The sequence below is a fragment of the Symbiopectobacterium sp. Eva_TO genome, assembly GCF_053848865.1.
The window spans coordinates 1,126,795-1,149,201 of record NZ_JBSPEY010000004.1 but is presented as its reverse complement, the minus strand read 5'-3'; the positions used below and the strand labels follow the sequence as shown (position 1 = coordinate 1,149,201).

The window sequence follows — 22,407 nt, the reverse complement described above, 5'->3', positions numbered from 1 at the left end:
CATATCATGGATGAATAGAATATGCGAAAATTGATATTTGTTTAAATCGTTGCAGCCCGTTACCGTGTGGTCATTGCTCCCCTTTTGTTGCACGGAAACCCTATGCCGCACGATCTGAATGACCTTACCCACGCGCTTAACGCGCATAGTCTGCGTGAATTACCCGCTCGTTTTGGATGCCCGGTGTGGGCCTATGATGCGCACACCATCGTGGCGCGTATTGCACAACTCCGTCAGTTTGACACCATCCGCTTCGCGCAAAAAGCCTGCTCCAACACGCATATTCTGCGCCTGATGCGCGCACAAGGTGTAAAAGTGGATTCGGTATCGCTGGGGGAAATTGAGCGCGCCCTGGTGGCCGGGTTTGTGCCGGGTACGGCAGATCACGAGATTGTGTTTACCGCAGACATGCTGGATATGCCGACGCTGGCGCGTGTGGTGGAACTGAATATTCCGGTTAATGCCGGTTCAGTGGATATGCTGGCCCAACTGGGGGCGGCTCAGCCGGGTCACCCTGTTTGGCTGCGCGTCAACCCGGGATTTGGTCACGGCCATAGCCAGAAAACCAACACCGGCGGTGAGAACAGCAAACACGGTATCTGGTATGCCGATTTACCGCTGGCGCTGGCGCAAATCCAACGCTACTCCCTGAAGTTGGTCGGCATTCATATGCATATCGGCTCCGGCGTGGACTACGGCCATCTGGAGCAGGTGTGTGATGCCATGGTGCGTCAGGTGGTTGAGTTTGGTCAGGATGTTGAAGCCATTTCCGCTGGCGGCGGGCTTTCCATTCCTTATCGCGTGGGTGAGTCGGTGATCGATACCGAGCACTACTTTGGCCTGTGGCACGCAGCGCGTCAGCGTATTGAGGCACACCTTGGCCACCCGGTGACACTGGAAATCGAACCGGGACGTTTTCTGGTGGCGGAGTCTGGCGTGTTGGTGGCGCAGGTGCGTGCGGTCAAAAACATGGGCAGCCGCCACTTTGTGTTGGTGGATGCCGGGTTTAACGATCTGATGCGCCCCGCAATGTACGGCAGCTATCACCATATTTCGTTGTTGCCGGCAGATAAGCGTTCTCTTGCTGGCGCTCCGTTGCGCGATACCGTAGTCGCAGGGCCATTGTGTGAATCCGGTGATGTGTTTACGCAACAGGCTGGCGGTGGCGTGGAAACAGTGGCGTTACCCGCGGTACAGGTTGGCGATTATCTGGTGTTCCACGACACCGGGGCTTACGGCGCCTCCATGTCCTCCAACTACAACAGCCGCCCACTTCTGCCGGAAGTGCTGTTCGAAAACGGTGAAGCACGCTTGATTCGTCGTCGCCAAACCATTGAAGAATTACTGGCGCTCGAGGCACTGTAACCACGCCATGTTGTGTATCCTCCTCAGCGTCTGCGGATGCTGGGGAAAGGATGACGCCACGATAAGTCGCAGGAATACGGTCCTCCCCTCCCCAGCAATGTGATAAACCTCTCGCTTTCTTGTTCCGCAACACAAAAATATTTATATAAATGCCCAATTTTTTCGTGTTGCGGTAATGCCTTAAAATAGTTGGCTTTTGTGATATTCTGCCGCTATTTGAGGTTTCCACGTGGTTACTGTTTTTGTTCATTGCCCTCGCTGCCATTCAGATAAAGTTTATCGACATGGCCTTAGTCCAACTAAGCGCGAACGCTTCCGGTGTCAGTGCTGTCGCCGTGTATTCCAGCTTACCTACCGCTATGAAGCGCGAAAGCCGGGAGTCAAAGAGCAGATCGTTGATATGGCCTTCAACGGTGCCGGTGTTCGCGATACCGCCAGAACGTTGAAAATCGGCATCAATACGGTCATCCGGGCTTTAAAAAGCTCTCGCCCCGCAGGATAACGTCTTCTCCCGTTGCTCACGCCGACGTCGCCCTTATCTGTGAACTTGATGAGCAATGGAGCTTCGTTGGCAGTAAGGCACTACAGCACTGGCTCTGGTACGCTTACAATACCAAAACGGGCGGTGTTCTGGCCTACACTTTTGGCCCCCGAACCGATGAGACCTGCCGTGAATTGCTGACTCTGTTGACACCGTTCAACATCGGCATGATTACCAGTGACAACTGGGGCAGCTATGCAAGAGAGGTTCGGAAGCAGAAACATCTGACTGGCAAGATCTTCACGCAACGCATAGAGCGCAATAACCTGACGCTCCGTACCCGCATTAAACGACTGGCGCGTAAAACGATTTGCTTCTCGCGCTCCGTCGAGATCCACGAAAAAGTCATCGGAGCCTTCATTGAAAAACACATGTTCTACTAATTGGAGTCATTACCCCAGAATGAACATCCGCACCTTCCTGTTGAAAGCCGGCGTCAGGCAAAGGGGACCCGCTTCCTGTGGCAGTACAGCGATAAGTGGATGACCGAATCCAGGCAGGAAAAGCTGATATGGCTGCGTGCACAGATGAAGCTGACGAGCCAGTGCTGGGCGCTGAAAGAGCTGGCAAAGGATATCTGGAACAGGCCATGGAGCGAGGAAAGACGGAATGACAGGCAGAGATGGCTGGCGCTGGCGGCCAACAGTGACGTTCCCATGATGAAAAACGCGGCGAAAACGATAGGAAAAAGGCTGTACGTGTAGTGGTCAACTAATATTGGCCACCGCATTAGACTGTATGTAGAACAGTCGCTCAGATTCGTTTGGAGTTAAGCCGCCGTTATACCAGTGAGGCCGGATAGCGCTGTAATACCCCGTGATGTAGCGGATAATCGCGTCCTGGGCTTCGCTGAAGCTGTTGTAACCCTTTGTCGGCACCCATTCTGTCTTCAGGCTGCGGAAGAACCGCTCCATTGGCGCATTATCCCAGCAGTTACCCCGCCGACTCATACTCTGCTTTATCCGGCAGCGCCACAGGGCTTGCCGGTATTGACGGCTGGTATAGTGGCTGCCCTGGTCGCTGTGGAACATGACTCCTGTTGGTTGTCCCCGGAGTTCCCAGGCCATCTGCAACGCTTTAACTGTCAGCGCCGAGTCCGGCGACGTCGACATGGCCCAGCCCACCGGTTTGCGGGCGAACAGGTCTAGCACCACCGCAAGGTAAGCCCAGCATTTGCCCGTCCAGATGTAGGTCACATCGCCGCACCAGACCTGATCCGGCGCGGTAACCGCGAACTGGCGGTTGAGATAGTTCGGTATTTCAACGTGTTCATTGCCGCCGCGTTTGTATTTGTGAGCCGGTCGCTGGCAGCTGGCGATACCCAGCTCCTTCATCAGCTTGCCAGCCAGCCAGCGCCCCATTTTGACACCAGAGCTGCCGGTGACGATGGTCGCGATACTTCGAGCGCCGGCAGAGCCGCCGCTGGCGTTCCAGGCTTCCATGACGCGACTACACTTAACCACGCGCTCACCGTCGGGTTCATTAGCGGAAGCCTGCCAGTGCCTGTAGCTGCTGCGATGTACCTCAAAAGTTTGGCACAACGCCGTGACCGGGTATCGCGCCCTCAGCCTGTCGACTACCGTGAACCGTTGAGTGAGTCCGACATTAAGAGCGCCGTAGCCTTTTTTAGGATTTCGTTCTCCATTTCAAGGCATTGGACTTTTTTCTTCATCTCACGCAGCTCGAGCTGTTCAGGGGTAAGAGGAAGTCCCGTTGGCGTTTTTCCCTGTCGTTCAAGGCGAAGCTTATTGACCCAGCGACTAATGGCAGAATGGCTGACATTAACCGCCTCTGCGGCCTTAACGTATGTGTAGCCGTGGTCGACAACCAGCTTTGCGGCTTCGAGCTTAAATTCCGCCGTAAAATGTTTACCCATGAGGTCACCTGTCGTGTTGATGAGGTGAGCATATCACCTCCGATCAGGTGGCCAGTATCAGTGTGCCACTACACGGTAATGAGGCTGTCGTCTTTCGCCCCGATCCGCTGGTTTGCCAAAGGCTACGTTAACATCTTCCGCTCCATCCCATTGGTGATGGTGCTGTTGTGGTTCTATCTTGTGGTTCCTAGCTTATTACAAAATGTGCTTGGGCTATCACCAAAAACGAATATTCGTCTGATCTCCGCTATGGTAGCCTTTTCGCTGTTTGAAGCCGCCTATTACTCTGAAATTATCCGTGCGGGCATACTCAGCATTTCACGCGGACAGTCTTCCGCAGCGTTGGCGCTCGGCATGACACAGTGGCAATCCATGAAGCTGGTGATCCTGCCGCAGGCGTTTCGCGCCATGGTGCCGTTGCTCCTGACGCAAGGGATCGTCCTGTTCCAGGACACCTCCCTGGTGTATGTACTGAGCCTGGCGGACTTCTTCCGCACCGCGTCAACCATTGGCGAACGCGACGGAACCCAGGTGGAAATGGTACTGTTTGCCGGATTGGTTTATTTCGTTATCAGCATTAGCGCATCGATACTGGTCAGTTACCTGAAAAGAAGGACTGTTCGATGATTACTCTAAAAAACGTTTCCAAATGGTATGGTCACTTTCAGGTGCTCTCCGATTGTTCGACAGAAGTGAAAAAAGGTGAAGTGGTGGTCGTGTGTGGGCCGTCAGGCTCCGGGAAATCCACGTTGATCAAAACGGTTAATGGCCTTGAACCCGTGCAGCAAGGTCAGATTGACGTTAACGGCATCTCGGTTAACGACAAGAAAACCAATCTGGCGCAATTGCGTTCCAAAGTGGGCATGGTGTTCCAGCATTTTGAACTGTTTCCCCACCTCTCCATCATTGAGAATCTGACGCTGGCGCAGGTGAAAGTGCTCAAGCGTGATAAAGAGGCCGCGCGTGAAAAGGCCACCAAATTGCTCAATCGCGTGGGTTTGTCCGCGCACGCTAACAAATTTCCCGGCCAGCTCTCCGGTGGTCAGCAACAGCGTGTCGCCATTGCGCGCGCACTCTGCATGGACCCGGTTGCCATGCTGTTTGACGAACCGACTTCCGCGCTCGATCCGGAAATGATCAACGAAGTGTTGGATGTTATGGTTGAACTGGCGCAAGAAGGCATGACGATGACGGTCGTTACCCACGAAATGGGCTTTGCGCGCAAAGTGGCACACCGCGTCATCTTCATGGATGAAGGCAAGATTGTGGAAGACACACCTAAAGACGAGTTCTTCAACAATCCCAAATCCGAGCGCGCTAAAGACTTTTTGGCGAAGATCCTGCACTAAGCCATTATCCAGTATCGCAGCGCCTAACGTTGCGACGCGCGTTCCCGCGCAAGCGGGAACGCCTCTCCCTTAAGCTACCTCGTCAGGGCTGAAAAGGCTGACGCTGAAACTGATCGTGCTCGCACTTCGGACAACGATGCAGCACTTCCGGCGTATAGAATGCCAAATGGTGATGGCAGTTTTCACACACCAAATTACCCAGCCCGACGACTTCACCACTGTGGTAAACACCGTGATGGCTGACATCTTTAAACAGCGCCTGCCATTCCAATTGAGTTTTATCCGTGATATCCACCAGCTCTTGCCACAGGCTCTACTTGATGACACGCAGAAACACGCTATCGGATAAATCCTCGTCCTGGCTATCCGTGTAACGCTGAGCAAATTCGGCCAAATCGCGCTCTACGGACTGAATAATATCTTCGCGTTCGCGGTGGGTGAGATCTTCGCTGTCGTGCAAGCTCTCCCGGGCGTGTTGGAGCATCTGAGTCAGATCGCGTTCACCGGCGCTTAAACGCGTCATGATGGAAGACATCAGCGCACGATAATGCCGGGCTTTCTTGTTCATGGTGCCTCCTGAATACGCGGATTGGTTAACATTGGCGGAGCAATGACGGTACCTGTTTAGCTATCCCTCTCTATTTTAGACGGTTTTAAGCACTATTCTTGCTCATCACCTCTCTTTGCCCCACTTTTTGCCAACTTTGCGGCTTGCATCCATATACCCTAAATAATTCGAGTTGCAGGAAGGCGGCAAGGGAGAGACAAATTTGCACAGCGCTTGCGCTGGCCCGAAGGGTGAACCTCAGGGATGAGGTTCATCAATCCCGATGAGCTTACTCAGGTAAGTGATTCGGGTGGACGAGTGTAGCCAACGCACCTGCAACGTGAAGTATGACGGGTATAAATCAGCGCTTAGGGTGCAGAGACGGTTGTTGCCAGCGTTGCTTATCAGCTATGCTATGCGGATCATTATGATGAATCGGAACACGCTACGGGTGTAGCGCTTCTTTACTAAATAGGACCCCTGGCAGCCATGCAAGAGCAATACCGCCCAGAAGAGATAGAAACTCGCGTCCAGCTTCACTGGCAAGAAAACAAAACGTTTAAAGTGACCGAAGAGCCCGGCAAGGTAAAGTACTACTGCCTTTCCATGCTCCCCTACCCTTCTGGCCGCCTACACATGGGGCACGTACGTAATTACACCATCGGTGACGTTATTTCCCGCTACCAACGCATGTTGGGAAAAAATGTCCTGCAACCGATCGGGTGGGACGCTTTCGGTCTTCCAGCGGAAGGGGCTGCGGTAAAAAACAACACCGCACCGGCCCCCTGGACCTATGCCAACATCGATTACATGAAAAACCAGTTGAAGCTGCTGGGCTTTGGCTATGACTGGGATCGTGAAGTCGCCACCTGTAAACCCGATTATTATCGCTGGGAACAGTGGTTCTTCACCAAGCTGTACGAAAAAGGTCTGGTCTACAAGAAAACCTCTGCGGTGAACTGGTGCCCGAACGATCAGACGGTGCTGGCCAACGAACAGGTTATCGATGGCTGCTGCTGGCGCTGTGACAGCAAAGTGGAGCGTAAAGAGATCCCGCAGTGGTTTATCAAAATCACCGATTACGCCGATCAACTGCTCAACGATCTGGACACGCTGGAAAGCTGGCCGGAGCAGGTCAAAACCATGCAGCGCAACTGGATTGGCCGTTCGGAAGGGGTGGAAATCACCTTTGACGTGGCAGACAGCGCTGACAAGCTGACCGTCTACACCACGCGTTCGGATACCTTTATCGGTGCCACCTATGTCGCCGTTGCTGCAGCGCATCCGCTGGCGCTGCGCGCCGCCACCACTAACCCGGCGTTGACCGCGTTTATCGATGAATGCCGTAACACCAAAGTTGCCGAAGCAGATATGGCGACCATGGAGAAAAAGGGCATGGCGACAGGCCTGTTCGTGGTGCATCCACTGACCGGCGAAAAACTGCCAGTATGGGCAGCCAACTTCGTGCTGATGGATTACGGCACTGGCGCGGTGATGGCCGTTCCGGGCCACGACCAGCGCGACTGGGAATTTGCCACTAAATATCAGTTGACGATCAAACCCGTTATCCTGAACCTGGACGGCAGCGAACCCGATATCTCTGCACAAGCCATGACCGAGAAAGGCGCACTGTTCAACTCAGGCGAATTCAGCGGTCTGGATCACGAGGCGGGCTTTAACGCCATTGCGGACAAGCTGGTCGCACTCGGCGTCGGCGCACGCAAAGTCAACTATCGCCTGCGCGATTGGGGCGTATCCCGTCAGCGTTACTGGGGAGCTCCAATCCCGATGGTGACGTTGGAAGATGGCACCGTTATCCCGACCCCGGAAGATCAACTGCCAGTGATTCTGCCGGAAGACGTGGTGATGGATGGCATTACCAGCCCTATCAAAGCCGATCCCAACTGGGCAAAAACCACCGTCAACGGTCAGCCTGCGCTGCGTGAAACCGATACCTTCGATACCTTTATGGAATCCTCCTGGTACTACGCGCGCTACACTTGCCCGCAATACGATCAGGGTATGCTCGATCCGGCTGCAGCCAACTACTGGCTGCCGGTCGATCAATACGTGGGCGGTATCGAACACGCCATCATGCACCTGATGTATTTCCGCTTCTTCCACAAGTTGATGCGTGATGCAGGTCTTGTCACCTCCGATGAACCCGCCAAGCGCCTGTTGTGTCAGGGGATGGTGTTGGCTGATGCCTTCTACTACACCGGCAACAGTGGCGAACGTATCTGGGTATCACCGTCTGACGTCACCGTGGAGCGCGATGACAAAGGACGCATCCTGAAAGCCTTCGATGCAGAAGGCCGCGAACTGGTGTACGCCGGGATGAGCAAGATGTCGAAATCGAAGAACAACGGTATCGACCCGCAGGTGATGGTAGAGAAATACGGTGCCGACACCGTGCGTCTGTTTATGATGTTCGCCTCTCCGGCAGAAATGACGCTGGAATGGCAGGAATCAGGGGTTGAAGGGGCTAACCGCTTCCTCAAGCGTGTGTGGAAACAGGTTTACGACCACACGGAAAAAGGCGCTACCGGTGCGCTGGATGTTTCCACGCTGACCGAAGATCAGAAAGCACTGCGTCGCGACCTGCACAAAACCATCGCTAAAGTCACCGATGATATTGGTCGTCGTCAGACGTTCAACACCGCTATCGCCGCCGTGATGGAACTGATGAACAAGCTGGCAAAAGCGCCGCAAGAAAGCGAGCAGGATCGCGCACTGACTCAGGAAGCGCTGCTGGCCGTGGTGCGTATGCTGTACCCGTTCACACCGCACGCCTGCTTCACGCTGTGGCAGGCGCTGGGTGGCAATGGCGATATCGACACGGCCCCGTGGCCTGTTGCCGATGAAGATGCCATGGTGGAAGACTCCAAATTGGTCGTGGTGCAAGTGAACAGCAAGGTGCGCGGGAGAATTACGGTTGCTGCCGATGCCACGCAGGAGCAGGTTCAGGCGCGTGCCGCACAGGAACATCTGGTGGCAAAATACCTGGAAGGCGTTACAGTACGTAAAGTCATTTACGTTCCGGGCAAACTGCTTAACCTGGTTGTAGGTTAAGCCAAGGAGGCACTGTGCGACATCGTTTATTCACGTTGTTGCTGGGGTTGGCGGCGCTGGTTACCGCCGGCTGCGGTTTTCATCTGCGTGGCACCACACAACTGCCCAGCGAATTGAAGGTATTAACGCTGACCAGTAACGATCCTTTTGGTCCGTTGACCCGGGCCATTCGCGATCAGCTACGTGCCAGTGATGTAAGAATCGAGGAAGACGCCGCGCGTCAGGATATCGCATCCCTGCGTATTATCGGCTCCACGGAAGCCAGAGACACTGTCTCTATTTTCCAGGATGGGGCCACCGCAGAGTACCAGTTGGTGCTGACCGTTCAGGCGCAGGTGCTGCTGCCGGGTGAAGATATTTATCCACTCTCGGTCACGGTGTTCCGCACCTTCTTTGATAACCCGCTCGCCGCGTTGGCAAAAGACGCCGAGCAGGACATCATACGTAAGGAGATGCGCCGTCAGGCTGCCGAGCAGTTAGTGCGTAAACTGGTGACCATCAACGGCAGTGATGAGGTGAAAAACCGCCAGCAACGTGCCACCGCCATCAGCGATAACAACGGGCGTTCATGATCCGTATCTATCCAGAACAGCTTGCCGCGCAGCTCAATGAAGGGCTGCGCGCTTGCTATCTGCTGTTTGGCAACGATCCACTGTTGTTGCAGGAAAGCCTGGACATGCTGCGTCACCGCGCGCGGGAGCAGGGTTTCACCGAACATTTTAGTTTCACACTCGATCAAAGCACCGATTGGGATGCTATTTTCAGCGAATGTCAGGCACTCAGCCTGTTCGCTTCACGGCAAAGCCTACTGCTGCAACTGCCGGAAAACGGCCCCAACGCCGCCATGGCAGAAAATCTGGTCAAACTGGCTGGACTGCTGCATCAGGACGTATTGCCTATTCTACGCGGCAGCAAACTCACCAAAGCGCAAGAAAACAGCGCCTGGTATAAAGCACTGTCGCAGCACGGCGTGATCATCAACTGTTTAACACCGGAACAGACGCAATTACCGCGCTGGGTGGCACAACGCGCCAAGCAACGTAAACTGCAACTGGATGATGCCGCCACGCAACTGCTGTGTTACTGCTATGAGGGCAATCTTCTGGCGTTGATGCAGGCGCTGGAACGTTTGTCATTGCTCTATCCTGACGGCAAGCTCACGTTGCCACGCGTTGAGCAGGCGGTAAACGATGCCGCACACTTCACGCCCTTTCATTGGCTGGATGCCATGCTGGCAGGCAAAAGCAAACGCGCCTGGCACGTGTTGCAACAGTTACAAGCTGAAGACAGCGAACCTGTGATTCTGCTGCGCACGCTGCAACGTGAGTTGACGCTGTTGGTCACCTTGCAGCGCAACATGGTGACAACACCGTTACGTACCCTGTTTGATCAGCATAAAGTGTGGCAAAACCGACGCGCACTGCTCACTCAGGCACTCCAACGGCTCAATGGACATCAGTTGCAACAAGCTATGCACCTGCTGACGCGATTGGAATTGACGCTAAAACAGGATTATGGCCAATCCATCTGGCCAGAAATGCAAACGCTGACGCTGTTATTGTGCGGCAAGGTGCTTGCGCCCGGTATGGTCAACGCCGATGAATAGCGTTACTCCGCCTGAACTGATCGCCTACTTCGGCGGCACCTTTGATCCCATTCATTATGGGCATTTACGTCCAGTCACTGCGCTGGCGAATGAAATAGGCGTAACGCGCATCACGCTGATGCCCAATAACGTACCGCCTCACCGCGAACAGCCTGAAGCCACCGCGCAACAGCGCAAGCGCATGGTGGAACTCGCCATCGCCGAGACGCCGTTATTCAGCGTGGATGACCGTGAATTGCAGCGCATCACGCCGTCTTACACCATTGATACCATGGAGATGATCCGCGCAGAAATGGGCGATAACATTCCGTTGGCCTTTATTATCGGCCAGGATTCGCTGTTCACATTACACGCCTGGCACCGTGGACAAGACCTGCTCAAGGTGTGTCATCTACTGGTCTGCGCACGCCCAGGTTACCGCACCACGTTAGACACGCCAGAACAGCAGGCGTGTCTGGAAGCGCACAGCGCTGAAAATGCCGCAGATCTTCACACGCAGCCGCACGGGTTGATCTATTTGGCGCACACGCCGCTGGTCACCGTCTCTGCCACGGATATTCGCCAGCGCCGTCAGAAGGGTGAATCCTGCGACGATTTGGTTCCCCCTGCCGTGCTGCATTTTATGGATGCTCACGACTTATACCGTTAACCCGCTTCCCACATACCACTCTCTCACCGGGCATACTATAGTCCGCCGCTGGTTTTTCAGTCCGGTAAAAAACGGTAAAGCGCGTTGTCTACGCCGCCAAATGGGTCGTTAATACCCTGAAACACCTGCGGTGCGTCATGCATGAACACGCAACCCTTTTTACCCGCCGGAGCACATTTCTCCGGTTGAACCGCCAGGCAGGAGGAACCTTTGCAAGGCCAAGCACTCCAAGATTTTGTTATTGATAAAATAGATGATTTAAAAGGCCAGGATATCGTTGCGCTGAACGTGCGTGGCAAATCCAGCATTACCGACTGCATGATTATCTGCACCGGTACATCCAGCCGCCACGTTTCGTCTATCGCCGACCATGTGGTACAAGCCTCACGCGCTGCCGGAATGATCCCACTGGGTGTTGAGGATGAGCAAGGTGCTGACTGGGTGGTTGTCGATCTCGGTGATGTGATGGTACACGTGATGCAGGAAGAGAGCCGTCACCTGTACGAACTGGAAAAACTGTGGAGCTAGCATGAGGCTGCAACTGGTCGCCGTTGGCACCAAAATGCCGGACTGGGTGCAGACAGGTTTTTCGGATTATCTGCGACGTTTTCCCAAAGACATGCCCTTCGAGCTCACGGAAATCCCTGCTGGTAAACGGGGAAAGAATGCGGATATCAAACGTATTCTCGAGCGTGAAGGGGAACTGATGCTGGCTGCAGTGGGGAAAGGTAACCGTATTGTGACACTGGATATTCCCGGTACGCCGTGGGAAACGCCGCAGCTTGCCAGCCAATTGGAACGCTGGAAACAGGACGGGCGCGACGTCAGCCTGCTGATTGGCGGCCCAGAAGGGCTGGCCCCCGCTTGCAAAGCGGCGGCGGAGCAAAGCTGGTCGCTATCACCGTTAACGCTGCCGCACCCGCTGGTGCGCGTATTGGTGGCCGAGAGCCTGTATCGGGCCTGGAGCATCACCACCAATCACCCTTACCATAGAGAGTAAGACTGTACGATGAAACACACGAAATAGTTGCCGGATGAAAACAGAACATAAACCCTTTCGTGATTATTCGGCGGAATCCGCCCTTTTCGTACGTCGTGCTTTAGTGGCGTTCATCGGTATTTTGCTGCTTTCCGGCGTGCTGGTGACCAATCTGTACCATTTGCAAGTGGTGCGCGTTGATGACTACCGCACACGCTCAAACGCAAACCGCATTAAGCTGGTACCCATCGCACCCAGCCGTGGCATCATTTACGATCGCAACGGTATTCCACTGGCGCTCAACCGCACCATTTACCAGTTGGAATTGGTGCCGGACAAAGTTGATAACCTGCAAGATACGCTCGCTGCTCTGAAACCCATCGTCAATCTCACTGATGATGATCTGGAAAACTTCGAGAAAGAACGTAAACGCTCACGCCGCTTCACCTCCATTCCGGTCAAAACCGCCTTAAGCGACGTGGATGTCGCCCGTTTTGCCGTCAACCAGTACCGTTTTCCCGGCGTGGAAGTCAAAGGCTATCAACGCCGCTATTACCCGTATGGCTCTGCCCTAACCCATGTCCTCGGCTACGTATCAAAAATCAATGATAAAGACGTAGAGCGACTGAGTAAGGAAGAAAAAATTGCCGATTACGCCGCCACGCGCGACATAGGAAAACTGGGCATTGAGCGCTATTACGAAGATATTCTGCACGGTAAACCCGGTTATGAAGAGGTGGAAGTCAATAACCGTGGCCGCGTCATCCGTCAACTGCACGAGCAGCCGCCGCAAGCGGGTCAGGATATCTACCTCACCATCGATCTCAACCTGCAAATCTACGTTGAAAAACTGCTGGAAGGCAGTCGGGCAGGGGTGGTGATTATCGATCCACGTGATGGTGGCCTGCGCGCACTGGTTTCCACCCCGAGCTACGATCCCAACCTGTTCGTTGATGGCATCTCGAGCAAAGACTATCGCGCACTGCTTAATGACCCTAACAAACCGCTGATCAACCGCGCCACGCAGGGGCTATATCCTCCGGCTTCAACGGTGAAACCCTACATTGCCGCCTCTGCATTAAGCGCCAATGTGATTACCCCCACCACCTCGTTGTTCGATCCAGGTTGGTGGCAATTACCGGGCTCAGAAAAACGGTTCCGCGACTGGAAAAAATGGGGCCATGGCCGCTTGAACTTGACCAAATCGCTGGAAGAATCTGCGGATACCTTCTTCTATCAGGTCGCTTATGACATGGGTATCGATCGCCTGGCAGAATGGATGAACAAGTTCGGCTACGGTGAATACACCGGTATCGATCTGGCGGAAGAGAGTTCCGGCAATATGCCCACACGTGAGTGGAAGCAGAAACGCTTCAAACGTCCTTGGTATCAAGGGGACACCATTCCGGTTGGCATTGGTCAAGGCTACTGGATTGCCACGCCGATTCAAATGGCGAAAGCACTGACGACGCTCATCAACGATGGCAACGTGAAAACACCACACCTGCTTTATAGTGCTCGCAATAGCGGCGTCATCGTACCTTATCGTCAGCAAGAAGTGTCACGACTTAGCGATGTGCGTGCCAGCTATTGGGAAATCGCCAAAGACGGGATGTACGGGGTTGCTAACCGTCAGAACGGCACTGCACATAAATTTTTTGCCGATGCGCCCTATAAGATCGCAGCAAAAACCGGTACTGCGCAGGTATTTGGCCTGAAAGAAAATGAGACCTACAATGCGAATAAAATCGCCGAACACCTGCGTGACCACAAACTGTTGACGGCATTTGCCCCCTATAAAAACCCCAAAATTGCCATCTCAATCGTTTTGGAGAATGGCGGTGCAGGCCCTGCTATCAGCGCCTTGGTACGCCAGATGCTCGACCACATTATGCTGGGCGATAACAACACCGAATTGCCCGATGCGCCACCCAGCGCACCCGGTTCTGAAAGCGAGTAACCGCCGCCATGACTGAAAGCCAACAAAAAAGGTCGATTTGGACCAAGATGCATATCGACCTGCCCTTCCTGCTCTGTATTCTGGCGCTGCTGGGGTATAGCTTATTCGTGATGTGGAGCGCCAGCGGCCAGGATATCGGCATGATGGAGCGTAAAGCGGCACAGATAGCCATTGGTCTTTCCGTGATGATCGCCATGGCGCAAATTCCGCCGCGCGTCTACGAAGGCTGGGCACCCTATTTCTATATCGTCTGTGTCATTCTGTTGATCATGGTGGATGTGTTCGGCCAGATAAGTAAAGGCGCACAGCGCTGGCTTGATCTTGGCTTTGTCCGTTTTCAGCCGTCAGAAATTGCCAAAATTGCCGTGCCGTTGATGGTAGCGCGCTTTATCAACCGTGATATGTGCCCACCGTCGCTGAAAAACACCGGGATCGCCCTGGTATTAATCTTTTTGCCGACCCTGCTGGTGGCGGCGCAACCCGACCTGGGCACGTCGATTCTGGTCTCGGCATCCGGCCTGTTTGTGCTTTTTCTCGCGGGCATGAGCTGGCGACTGATCGCCGTGGCGCTAGTGTTGCTTGCAGCGTTTATACCCGTGCTCTGGTTCTTTCTGATGCACGATTACCAACGCGCCCGCGTGATGATGCTGCTCGATCCGGAAAGCGATCCGCTGGGGGCGGGCTACCATATTATTCAATCCAAAATTGCTATCGGCTCCGGGGGTTTGTCGGGTAAAGGCTGGCTACAAGGCACCCAGTCACAGCTTGAATTCCTGCCCGAACGCCACACCGACTTTATTTTTGCCGTATTGGCAGAGGAGTTGGGGTTGATTGGTGTGCTGGTTCTGATCGCCATGTATCTGTTTGTCATCATGCGTGGTCTGGTAATTGCCGCCAATGCCCAAACCTCGTTTGGCCGGGTGATGGTCGGCGGCCTGATTCTCATTCTGTTTGTCTATGTTTTTGTTAACATCGGTATGGTGAGTGGCATATTGCCCGTGGTCGGGGTGCCGCTCCCGCTTATCAGTTACGGCGGCTCAGCGTTGGTTGTGTTGATGGCAGGGTTTGGCATTGTGATGTCAATCCACACGCACCGTAAGATGCTCTCGAAAAACTTATAAAGTGAGGTAAACACATGCGTAAGGACTGGCTTTGGGTCGGCATCGTCACCTTGATGCTTGCAGCCTGTACCACCACGGAAGCCCCGCGCGCGCCGATTACGCCGACCCCGGCTTATAATGGTCCGGTGGAAGAGATTGGCGGAGCCGAGCCGCGCTATGAGCCCTATAATCCGAGCACGTTGCAGGATTACACCATCAAGGGAAAAACCTACAAGGTGCTCCAGAACGCGCAGAACTTCTCCGAGGTCGGTCTGGCAACCTGGAACGGCGCTGAAGCCAACGGGAATCGTACCTCTATCGGCGAAATCTTCGATCCCAACGCCATTACCGCTGCGCACCCCACGCTGCCATTACCCAGCTATGTCCGCGTGACTAACCTGAGCAACGGCCGCCGTCTGGTGGTTCGTGTGAACGATCGCGGCCCGTATACGCCAGGCAGAATTATCGATCTGTCCAAGGCGGCTGGCGATCGCCTCAATATATCCAACAATACCAAAGTGAAAGTTGAAGCGATCGTGGTCGCGCCAGATGGCACGCTCTCCGGGCCAGGCACTATTGGGACAACCGTCGCCAAACAGAGTTTTGCCCTGCCCGATCGCCCGAACCTCGGTGCTAGCGGATTGGGTACGCCTGTGATGGAAACCAGTGCGCCAGCAGCCATTGCCAGCAGGCCCGTCAGTAACAACGCCCTCAGTGTGCAAAATAACAGCGATATGCCGGCCAGCAACACCAGTGCCCGCACAAGTGGGTTTCTGGGTGCTCCTACCGCCCTGCGTTCTGGCGTATTGGAAGATACACATGCCGCTACGCCTGTGACCAGCGCGCCAGCAACCACAGCAGCGCGCCCGCTTGCCGTGACGCCGGCAGCGACACCGATTGGCAACAGTAACGGGCGCTATCTGGTTCAGGTTGGAGCGCTGAGCGACCCACAGCGTGCGCAAACCTGGCTGAAAAGCCTGAGCGAACGCTTCCACGTAACGGGAAAAGTGACACCCAGCAACGGCTTGTATCGCGTTCAGCTTGGCCCTTTTCAAAACAGCCAACAGGCCACTGAACTTCAGCAGCGTTTGGCAACAGAAGCGCAGCAGCACGCCTTTGTCACGGCGGCAGACGCGCAATAATCCTCTCGCGCCCCAGTCCGCCGCCTGTTAATGTGCGGGCATGGGGTTGTTACGCCATTCTGCTTTAGCAAAATCACGTAACGGAATGTCTGGTGCCGCGCTATGGCGCATCTGCTATAGTACGGCTCGTTTTTTAACTTCACTCCACGGATGTTGTAGTTCCAATCATGAATATTGTTATCACGTCTCGTTTCACCTTAGGTACAGCGCTGGGCACGCTGCTTGCCGTCAGCGTTGCCACAACGGCCCATGCGGAAGACGTCAATCTCAAGACGATGATCCCCGGCGTACCACAAATCGACGCCGAGTCGTACATCCTGATTGATTACAACTCTGGCAAAGTGTTGGCAGAAATGAATGCCGATGCGCGCCGCGATCCCGCAAGTCTGACCAAAATGATGACCAGTTATGTTATCGGTCAGGCGCTGAAATCCGGCAAGATTACCCAGAATGACATCGTAACCGTCGGCAAAGATGCCTGGGCAACCGGAAACCCGACCTTTCAGGGCTCGTCGCTGATGTTCCTGAAACCGGGCGATCGTGTACCGGTTTCACAACTCAGTCGCGGCATCATTCTGCAATCGGGTAATGACGCTTGCGTTGCGATGGCTGATTATGTGGCGGGTAGCCAGGATGCCTTCGTTAGCCTGATGAACAACTATGTGAAAGCATTGGGTTTGCAGAACACCAATTTCCAGACCGTGCACGGCTTGGATGCACCGGGGCAACACAGCTCCGCGCGCGATATGGCGCTGATTGGCCAGGCGTTGATTCGCGATGTGCCGGACGAGTACGCCATTTATAAAGAAAGAGAGTTCACCTTTAATAACATCAAACAGACCAACCGTAATGGCCTGTTGTGGGACAGCAGCCTGGCCGTCGACGGTATCAAAACCGGCCACACCAATGCGGCAGGTTACAATCTGGTTGCCTCGGCCACTGAAGGTCAAATGCGTTTGATCTCGGTAGTGATGGGCGGACGCACCTTCAAAGGCCGTGAAACCGAGAGCAAAAAGCTGCTCACCTGGGGTTTCCGTTTCTTTGAAACCGTTGCACCGCTGAAAGCCGGCAAAGAGTTTGCATCCGAGCCCGTCTGGTTCGGTGATAGCGACAGGGTTTCCCTGAGCGTGGAAAAAGATGCCTACCTCACCATTCCGCGCGGTCGGATGAAAGATCTGAAAGCCAGCTATGTGCTCAATAACACGGAACTGCACGCACCGCTGAGCAAAAACCAGGTGGTTGGTACCATCAACTTCCAACTTGATGGCAAAACCATTGAGCAACGCCCGCTGGTCGTGATGAATGAAGTCAAAGAAGGGGGCATTTTTGGCCGTCTGTTTGACTACATTCGCCTGGTGTTCCATCGCTGGTTAGGCTAAGCCCTTGGGTTAACCATTTTTGGCCCCATATTCAGAGATGATTACTCCCGCTGAGGCGGGAGTTATACTTTATGTTGAACCAAACGCTATTGAACAGCGACGATCAGCATGGGCACCGATCCATCTGGAGAACACATGAAAACCAAACTCAATGAACTGCTCGAATTTCCCTGCTCATTCACCTACCGGGTGATGGGACACGCGCAGCCAGAATTGGTAGACCGCGTTGTCGAAGTGGTGCAACGTCATGCGCCGGGCGACTATAGCCCGCAGGTCAAACCGAGTAGCAAAGGCAATTATCATTCGGTTTCCATCACCATTACCGCCACGCACATTGAGCAAGTCGAAACGCTCTATGAAGAGCTGGGCGCTATCGATATCGTACGCGTTGTACTGTAAGGGCATGACGCCTGCCCGACCGGATAATCGCGGGAAAATGTGTTTCAGCGCTGTTCGCTGGCGCGTCCCGCGACTATAATCGGCTCCATTGTTTTCCTTAACCTGAAGATCACGATGTTGCTACAGGATAAGATCATCTTACGTCAGCTTGGCGTACAACCCTATGAGCCCGTCTCATTGGCAATGCACCAGTTTACCGATTTGCGTGACACGCAAAGCGCGGATGAGCTCTGGTTGGTGCAGCACCTTCCCGTTTTTACCCAAGGTCAAGCTGGCAAGGCAGAGCATCTGCTCACTACCGGCCATATTCCAGTGATTCAAAGCGATCGCGGCGGCCAGGTGACCTATCACGGACCGGGCCAGCAAGTGATGTATGTTCTGGTGGATTTGAAACGCCGAAAAGTGGGCGTGCGGGAACTGGTCACCGCCATTGAAAATACCGTGGTCGATACACTGGCACAGTTCGGTATCACCGCTCATGCTCGCGCTGATGCGCCGGGTGTGTATGTGCAGGAATCTAAAATCTGTTCACTCGGACTACGCATTCGTAAAGGCTGCTCTTTCCATGGGCTGGCACTCAACATCAATATGGACCTGACGCCGTTCCTGCGTATTAACCCGTGCGGCTATGCGGGCATGGTAATGACGCAGGTCAGCCAGCACGTACCCGGCGTGGAAGTGGCAGATGTCGCCCCGCTATTGGTCGCGACCTTTATGCAACAGCTTGGCTACACGCAACAAGCGCCACTGGTATGGGATTGGGCCTCTCATGGCGCGCCCGTACCGCGCAGTATATCGGCGTGAAATGGTGCAGTTGGGTTTATGCTTATCGGTGCCAAATCACATTCCGTTTACATTATTTATGCATTTGTGCGACGTAAAGGCTGAATGTCATACAGCAAAGATGGTATAATTTTTTATAGTTTTTAAAAAAGTTTAATTAGAAACATAATCCATTGAATCATAGAACTTAAATCATGATTCAACCTGTGATTCAGAACTGGAACCTGGCTATCATGAGTAAACCGATTCAGATGGAACGCGGCGTTAAATACCGCGATGCAGACAAAATGGCACTCATCCCGGTACGCACCGTCGTCACTGAGCGGCAGGAGCTACTGCGTAAACCTGAATGGATGAAAATCAAGTTACCTGCCGATTCCAGCCGTATTCAGGGCATCAAGGCGGCCATGCGCAAAAACGGCCTGCATTCTGTCTGTGAAGAAGCTTCCTGCCCGAATCTGGCCGAATGTTTCAACCACGGTACAGCCACCTTCATGATTCTGGGTGCCATTTGTACCCGCCGCTGCCCGTTCTGCGACGTGGCACACGGCCGCCCGGTAACGCCCGATGCCAATGAGCCAGAGAAACTGGCACAGACAATCCATGACATGGGGTTACGTTACGTGGTGATCACCTCCGTAGACCGGGATGACCTGCGTGACGGCGGCGCACAGCACTTCGCAGACTGCATCGCCGCGATCCGCCGTAAAAACCCACATATTCGCATCGAGACGCTGGTGCCCGATTTCCGCGGCCGTATGGATAAGGCGCTGGATATCCTGAACGTGACGCCGCCGGATGTGTTCAACCACAATCTGGAAAACGTACCGAGCCTCTACCGTCAGGTACGCCCTGGTGCCAACTACGAGTGGTCATTGAAACTGCTTGAGAACTTTAAAGCCTCTCACCCTGAAATTCCGACTAAATCCGGCCTGATGGTTGGGCTGGGGGAAACCAATGCAGAGATCGTTGAAGTAATGCGTGACCTGCGCAGCCACGGTGTCACCATGTTGACATTAGGGCAATACTTACAGCCTAGCCGTCATCACCTGCCAGTGAAACGCTATGTGAGTCCGGAAGAATTCGATGAAATGAAAGCCGAGGCGACGGCGATGGGCTTTACCCACGCAGCCTGCGGCCCGTTGGTGCGTTCGTCGTATCACGCCGATCTGCAAGCGAAAGGCATTGAGGTTAAGTAAGCACGTTGGGTGTAACAATATTTAGTTACACATTGACTCTGTTGCTGACGTACTTATCGTAAAAGGGAGGCCGACAGGCCGCCCTTTTTCATTAAGACGATTAGTCCTTGTTATGACGAATTTCACCGGCAGGCGCTGCATCATCTCCTGCGGTGGTCGGTTTCACTGACTGATCGTCATTCATCGCTTTCTTGAACCCTTTGATTGCTGCCCCCAAGTCGCCGCCCAGCGAGCGCAGTTTATTGGTGCCGAACAGCAATACGATCAGCGCGGCAATCACCAACAGTTTGGCAATGCTAATACCTTCCATCACACACCTACCTGATTACGAATACTGGAATACCAGCGAATAAAAACGATATTTCTTATTTATGCCTGCGACAGCGCGAACACAAAATCCATTTGTAACAAAATTAGACCCTACCTCTGATATGCCTATTGCCAGTGCTTGAATCCAGATACCTATCGCCGCTACACTGTTTTTGTCACATGGAGATGGCATTCCTCCCTAACCGCCCTTTGGGCTGATGATGCCTACGAACGCCCCAGAGCAGGCGCGTAGGCATCTGCCCGCTCTGAATCACTTTCAACGTAAAATAATGCACAACACGAGGTCATTATGTGGATGATGTTTCTTGCCGTGTTTATCGGCGGCGGAGCGGGAAGCGTTGCCCGGTGGGCATTGGGAATGCGCTATAACACCACAGCGGTGTCAGTACTGCCTGTGGGTACGCTGATGGCAAACCTGATCGGGGCTTTTGTCATCGGTGGTGCCCTCGCCTATTTTGCCCGTCATGCGGAGTTACCGCCGCATTGGAAACTGCTGATAACGACCTGGCTGTGTGGCGGATTAACCACATTTTCCACCTTTTCGGCGGAGACGTTTCTGTTTATCAACCAGGGCCAGCTCTCAGCGGCTGCCATCAACATTCTGTGTAATCTGGTAGGCTCACTGCTCATGACTGCGCTGGCATTCGCACTGGTCAACTGGCTGGTATCCTGACAAAAGAATAAAAAAAACCCACCATAAGGCGGGTTTTCAAGAAATCGGTATTATTAAATAGCGATAACGTTAGCCGCAGATGGGCCTTTAGCACCGTCAGTGATTTCAAACTCTACACGCTGACCTTCAGCCAGAGTTTTGAAACCATTGCTCATGATTGCAGAGAAGTGTACGAATACATCTTTGCTGCCGTCTTCCGGAGTGATGAAACCAAAACCTTTGGACTCATTGAACCACTTAACGCTACCTTTAATCTTAGACATCAAACTTACCTTTAACATGAATGAAAGACACAAAATGTGTGTCTGGTACAGTACAGCAATTAGTAACGCATTTGTCCAGTTGAACTTGGATAAAAAGTGATGAAAATCGCTAAATATGCGCTCCGATTTACCAATAGTTTGAAATGAGACACCTTTGTTACCGTTTTCTCCCTACACACTGTGTCGGGCAACCGCAAATGACCCACAGGATAAACTAACAATGAAAACCCTTGGATTGATCGGTGGCATGAGTTGGGAATCCACCGTGCCCTACTACCGCCTCATTAACGAACGCGTTCAACAGCGTCTGGGAGGCTTGCACTCAGCAAAACTGATACTGCACAGCGTAGATTTTCATGATATCGAGCAACTCCAGGCACAAGGCGCATGGGAGCAGGCGGCACAGCGGCTTTCTGAAATCGCCCTCGGGCTACGTCAGGCAGGCGCAGAAGCGATCGTCATCTGCACCAACACCATGCACAAGGTGGCCGACCAGGTAGAAAGCGCCAGTCAATTACCGGTATTGCATATCGCCGATGCCACTGCCGACAGTCTGAAACAAGTTGGCATGACGCGCGTCGGCTTATTGGGTACTCGCTATACCATGGAGCAGGATTTCTACCGTGGTCGCTTACGAGAGCGCCACGGCATTGATGTCATCATTCCGCAACCCGATCAGCGAGACGAGATCAATCGTGTCATTTACGACGAGTTATGCCGCGGCGTATTGCTCGACCGTTCGCGAGAAGCATTTAGCATTATTATCGATAGGCTTGCCCTGCAAGGTGCTGAAGGAGTGATTCTCGGCTGCACCGAAATTCCCCTTTTAATCCATCAATCTGATACAAAAATTCCTCTTTTTGATACCAGCCATCTGCACGCCATTGCTGCAGCAGATTACGCATTAGAAAATAACTAATTTATATGTATTCATAAATCATTTAGCTATTGTTTTAAATCACAATTTCCTGAGTAAAACACTCAAGATTTCCTCATTTTATCCATGAAAAAAGTCAGTCAGAGCGTTCTGACTGCCTTTGCATTGGATGGAATGTTGTTCCTGGTTCTGTACTCAAATCTATCAATGGGAAAAACTAAATAACTGTTCCGAATAGTAGATCACCTGAAGGAAACTCAGTCCGAGTAGAGCGATCTGATCAATCGATAAAGATCCCAAATCATCAACCGGACTGAG

The 22,407-nt window shown here is 53.4% G+C and carries 21 protein-coding genes, 3 pseudogenes and 1 riboswitch; of the genes and pseudogenes, 20 read left to right on the top strand and 4 right to left on the bottom strand.

From position 1 onward, the window contains the following. Positions 1-102 precede the first annotated feature (102 nt). The 3 genes and pseudogenes from lysA to ACWWJF_RS07945 all read left to right on the top strand — a co-directional run. Complete coding sequence (gene lysA, locus ACWWJF_RS07955) at positions 103-1,365, top strand: diaminopimelate decarboxylase (RefSeq protein ID WP_455869149.1); 1,263 nt, start codon at positions 103-105, stop codon at positions 1,363-1,365. Between the two features lie 229 nt (positions 1,366-1,594). Next, a protein-coding gene (locus tag ACWWJF_RS07950) for an IS1 family transposase (protein WP_455869148.1) occupies positions 1,595-2,289 on the top strand; the annotation gives its coding sequence in 2 pieces (ribosomal slippage) (positions 1,595-1,838 and positions 1,838-2,289; 696 coding nt in all). A 15-nt stretch (positions 2,290-2,304) separates the two neighbouring features. Next, positions 2,305-2,604 (top strand): annotated as a pseudogene (locus tag ACWWJF_RS07945) (transposase); the annotation flags it as partial. A 9-nt stretch (positions 2,605-2,613) separates the two neighbouring features. Here ACWWJF_RS07945 and ACWWJF_RS07940 read toward each other — a convergent pair. Further along, positions 2,614-3,782 (bottom strand): IS3 family transposase gene (locus ACWWJF_RS07940; RefSeq protein ID WP_455868400.1). Its coding sequence is split into 2 segments (ribosomal slippage): positions 2,614-3,527 and positions 3,527-3,782, totalling 1,170 coding nucleotides; the frame shifts between segments, so codons are not numbered across the junction. A 72-nt stretch (positions 3,783-3,854) separates the two neighbouring features. Here ACWWJF_RS07940 and gltK point away from each other — a divergent pair. Together gltK and ACWWJF_RS07930 are read left to right on the top strand one after the other, a co-directional pair. Further along, a pseudogene (gene gltK / locus ACWWJF_RS07935) lies at positions 3,855-4,409 on the top strand (glutamate/aspartate ABC transporter permease GltK); the annotation flags it as partial. Further along, positions 4,406-5,131, top strand: coding sequence for an amino acid ABC transporter ATP-binding protein (locus ACWWJF_RS07930; protein ID WP_455869147.1), 726 nt, complete (start codon positions 4,406-4,408; stop codon positions 5,129-5,131). The pseudogene gltK and the gene ACWWJF_RS07930, both read left to right, overlap by 4 nt. 82 nt (positions 5,132-5,213) lie before the next feature. On the opposite strand, the pseudogene ACWWJF_RS07925 reads toward ACWWJF_RS07930, so the two are convergent. Continuing rightward, positions 5,214-5,699, bottom strand: a pseudogene (locus ACWWJF_RS07925) (zinc ribbon-containing protein). Between the two features lie 468 nt (positions 5,700-6,167). On the opposite strand from ACWWJF_RS07925, the gene leuS reads away from it, so the two are divergent. From leuS to lipA, 13 genes are all read left to right on the top strand, one after another. Beyond that, complete coding sequence (leuS, locus tag ACWWJF_RS07920; protein WP_455869146.1) at positions 6,168-8,750, top strand: leucine--tRNA ligase; 2,583 nt, start codon at positions 6,168-6,170, stop codon at positions 8,748-8,750. A gap of 14 nt (positions 8,751-8,764) precedes the next feature. Continuing rightward, positions 8,765-9,322 (top strand): LPS assembly lipoprotein LptE, encoded by a 558-nt coding sequence (gene lptE / locus ACWWJF_RS07915; protein WP_455869145.1) that lies wholly within the window; start codon positions 8,765-8,767, stop codon positions 9,320-9,322. Then, entirely contained in the window at positions 9,319-10,356 is a 1,038-nt protein-coding gene (gene holA / locus ACWWJF_RS07910) for a DNA polymerase III subunit delta (RefSeq protein ID WP_455869144.1), read from the top strand. The genes lptE and holA overlap by 4 nt, the downstream gene beginning before the upstream one ends. After that, a complete protein-coding gene (gene nadD, locus ACWWJF_RS07905; protein WP_455869143.1) occupies positions 10,349-11,005 on the top strand; it encodes a nicotinate-nucleotide adenylyltransferase in 657 nt (218 codons plus the stop codon). Before holA ends, nadD begins: the two co-directional genes overlap by 8 nt. Before the next feature lie 210 nt (positions 11,006-11,215). Continuing rightward, positions 11,216-11,533 carry a ribosome silencing factor gene (gene rsfS / locus ACWWJF_RS07900; RefSeq protein ID WP_455869142.1) on the top strand — a complete coding sequence of 106 codons (318 nt, stop codon included), beginning with the start codon at positions 11,216-11,218 and terminating at the stop codon, positions 11,531-11,533. Between the two features lies 1 nt (position 11,534). Then, positions 11,535-12,005 (top strand): 23S rRNA (pseudouridine(1915)-N(3))-methyltransferase RlmH, encoded by a 471-nt coding sequence (gene rlmH, locus ACWWJF_RS07895; RefSeq protein ID WP_222159985.1) that lies wholly within the window; start codon positions 11,535-11,537, stop codon positions 12,003-12,005. 34 nt (positions 12,006-12,039) lie between these two features. After that, positions 12,040-13,944 (top strand): peptidoglycan DD-transpeptidase MrdA, encoded by a 1,905-nt coding sequence (mrdA, locus tag ACWWJF_RS07890; protein ID WP_455869141.1) that lies wholly within the window; start codon positions 12,040-12,042, stop codon positions 13,942-13,944. Positions 13,945-13,952: 8 nt separating this feature from the next. Then, positions 13,953-15,065, top strand: coding sequence for a peptidoglycan glycosyltransferase MrdB (gene mrdB / locus ACWWJF_RS07885; RefSeq protein ID WP_455869140.1), 1,113 nt, complete (start codon positions 13,953-13,955; stop codon positions 15,063-15,065). 14 nt (positions 15,066-15,079) lie between these two features. Further along, the gene (rlpA, locus tag ACWWJF_RS07880; protein ID WP_455869139.1) at positions 15,080-16,186 is read left to right on the top strand and encodes an endolytic peptidoglycan transglycosylase RlpA; all 1,107 of its coding nucleotides are present in this window, start codon (positions 15,080-15,082) and stop codon (positions 16,184-16,186) included. Positions 16,187-16,353: 167 nt separating this feature from the next. Further along, complete coding sequence (gene dacA, locus ACWWJF_RS07875) at positions 16,354-17,565, top strand: D-alanyl-D-alanine carboxypeptidase DacA (protein ID WP_455869138.1); 1,212 nt, start codon at positions 16,354-16,356, stop codon at positions 17,563-17,565. Positions 17,566-17,700: 135 nt separating this feature from the next. Beyond that, positions 17,701-17,964, top strand: a complete 264-nt coding sequence (gene ybeD, locus ACWWJF_RS07870) for a DUF493 family protein YbeD (RefSeq protein ID WP_252319101.1) — start codon at positions 17,701-17,703, stop codon at positions 17,962-17,964. 114 nt (positions 17,965-18,078) lie between these two features. Then, positions 18,079-18,768, top strand: a complete 690-nt coding sequence (gene lipB, locus ACWWJF_RS07865; RefSeq protein WP_455870992.1) for a lipoyl(octanoyl) transferase LipB — start codon at positions 18,079-18,081, stop codon at positions 18,766-18,768. Positions 18,769-18,980: 212 nt separating this feature from the next. Further along, the gene (lipA, locus tag ACWWJF_RS07860; protein WP_455869137.1) at positions 18,981-19,946 is read left to right on the top strand and encodes a lipoyl synthase; all 966 of its coding nucleotides are present in this window, start codon (positions 18,981-18,983) and stop codon (positions 19,944-19,946) included. Positions 19,947-20,046: 100 nt separating this feature from the next. Here the strand turns inward: lipA and tatE are convergent, their stop codons facing one another. Further along, a complete protein-coding gene (gene tatE / locus ACWWJF_RS07855; protein WP_438814660.1) occupies positions 20,047-20,256 on the bottom strand; it encodes a twin-arginine translocase subunit TatE in 210 nt (69 codons plus the stop codon). 172 nt (positions 20,257-20,428) lie between these two features. After that, positions 20,429-20,490, top strand: a riboswitch (Fluoride riboswitch). Between the two features lie 75 nt (positions 20,491-20,565). On the opposite strand from tatE, the gene crcB reads away from it, so the two are divergent. Beyond that, complete coding sequence (gene crcB, locus ACWWJF_RS07850; protein WP_455869136.1) at positions 20,566-20,949, top strand: fluoride efflux transporter CrcB; 384 nt, start codon at positions 20,566-20,568, stop codon at positions 20,947-20,949. A 53-nt stretch (positions 20,950-21,002) separates the two neighbouring features. Here crcB and cspE read toward each other — a convergent pair whose 3' ends face one another. Next, the gene (cspE, locus tag ACWWJF_RS07845; RefSeq protein WP_222159976.1) at positions 21,003-21,212 is read right to left on the bottom strand and encodes a transcription antiterminator/RNA stability regulator CspE; all 210 of its coding nucleotides are present in this window, start codon (positions 21,210-21,212) and stop codon (positions 21,003-21,005) included. A 220-nt stretch (positions 21,213-21,432) separates the two neighbouring features. On the opposite strand from cspE, the gene ACWWJF_RS07840 reads away from it, so the two are divergent. Then, positions 21,433-22,131 carry an aspartate/glutamate racemase family protein gene (locus ACWWJF_RS07840; protein WP_455869135.1) on the top strand — a complete coding sequence of 233 codons (699 nt, stop codon included), beginning with the start codon at positions 21,433-21,435 and terminating at the stop codon, positions 22,129-22,131. The last annotated feature ends 276 nt before the right edge of the window (positions 22,132-22,407 follow it).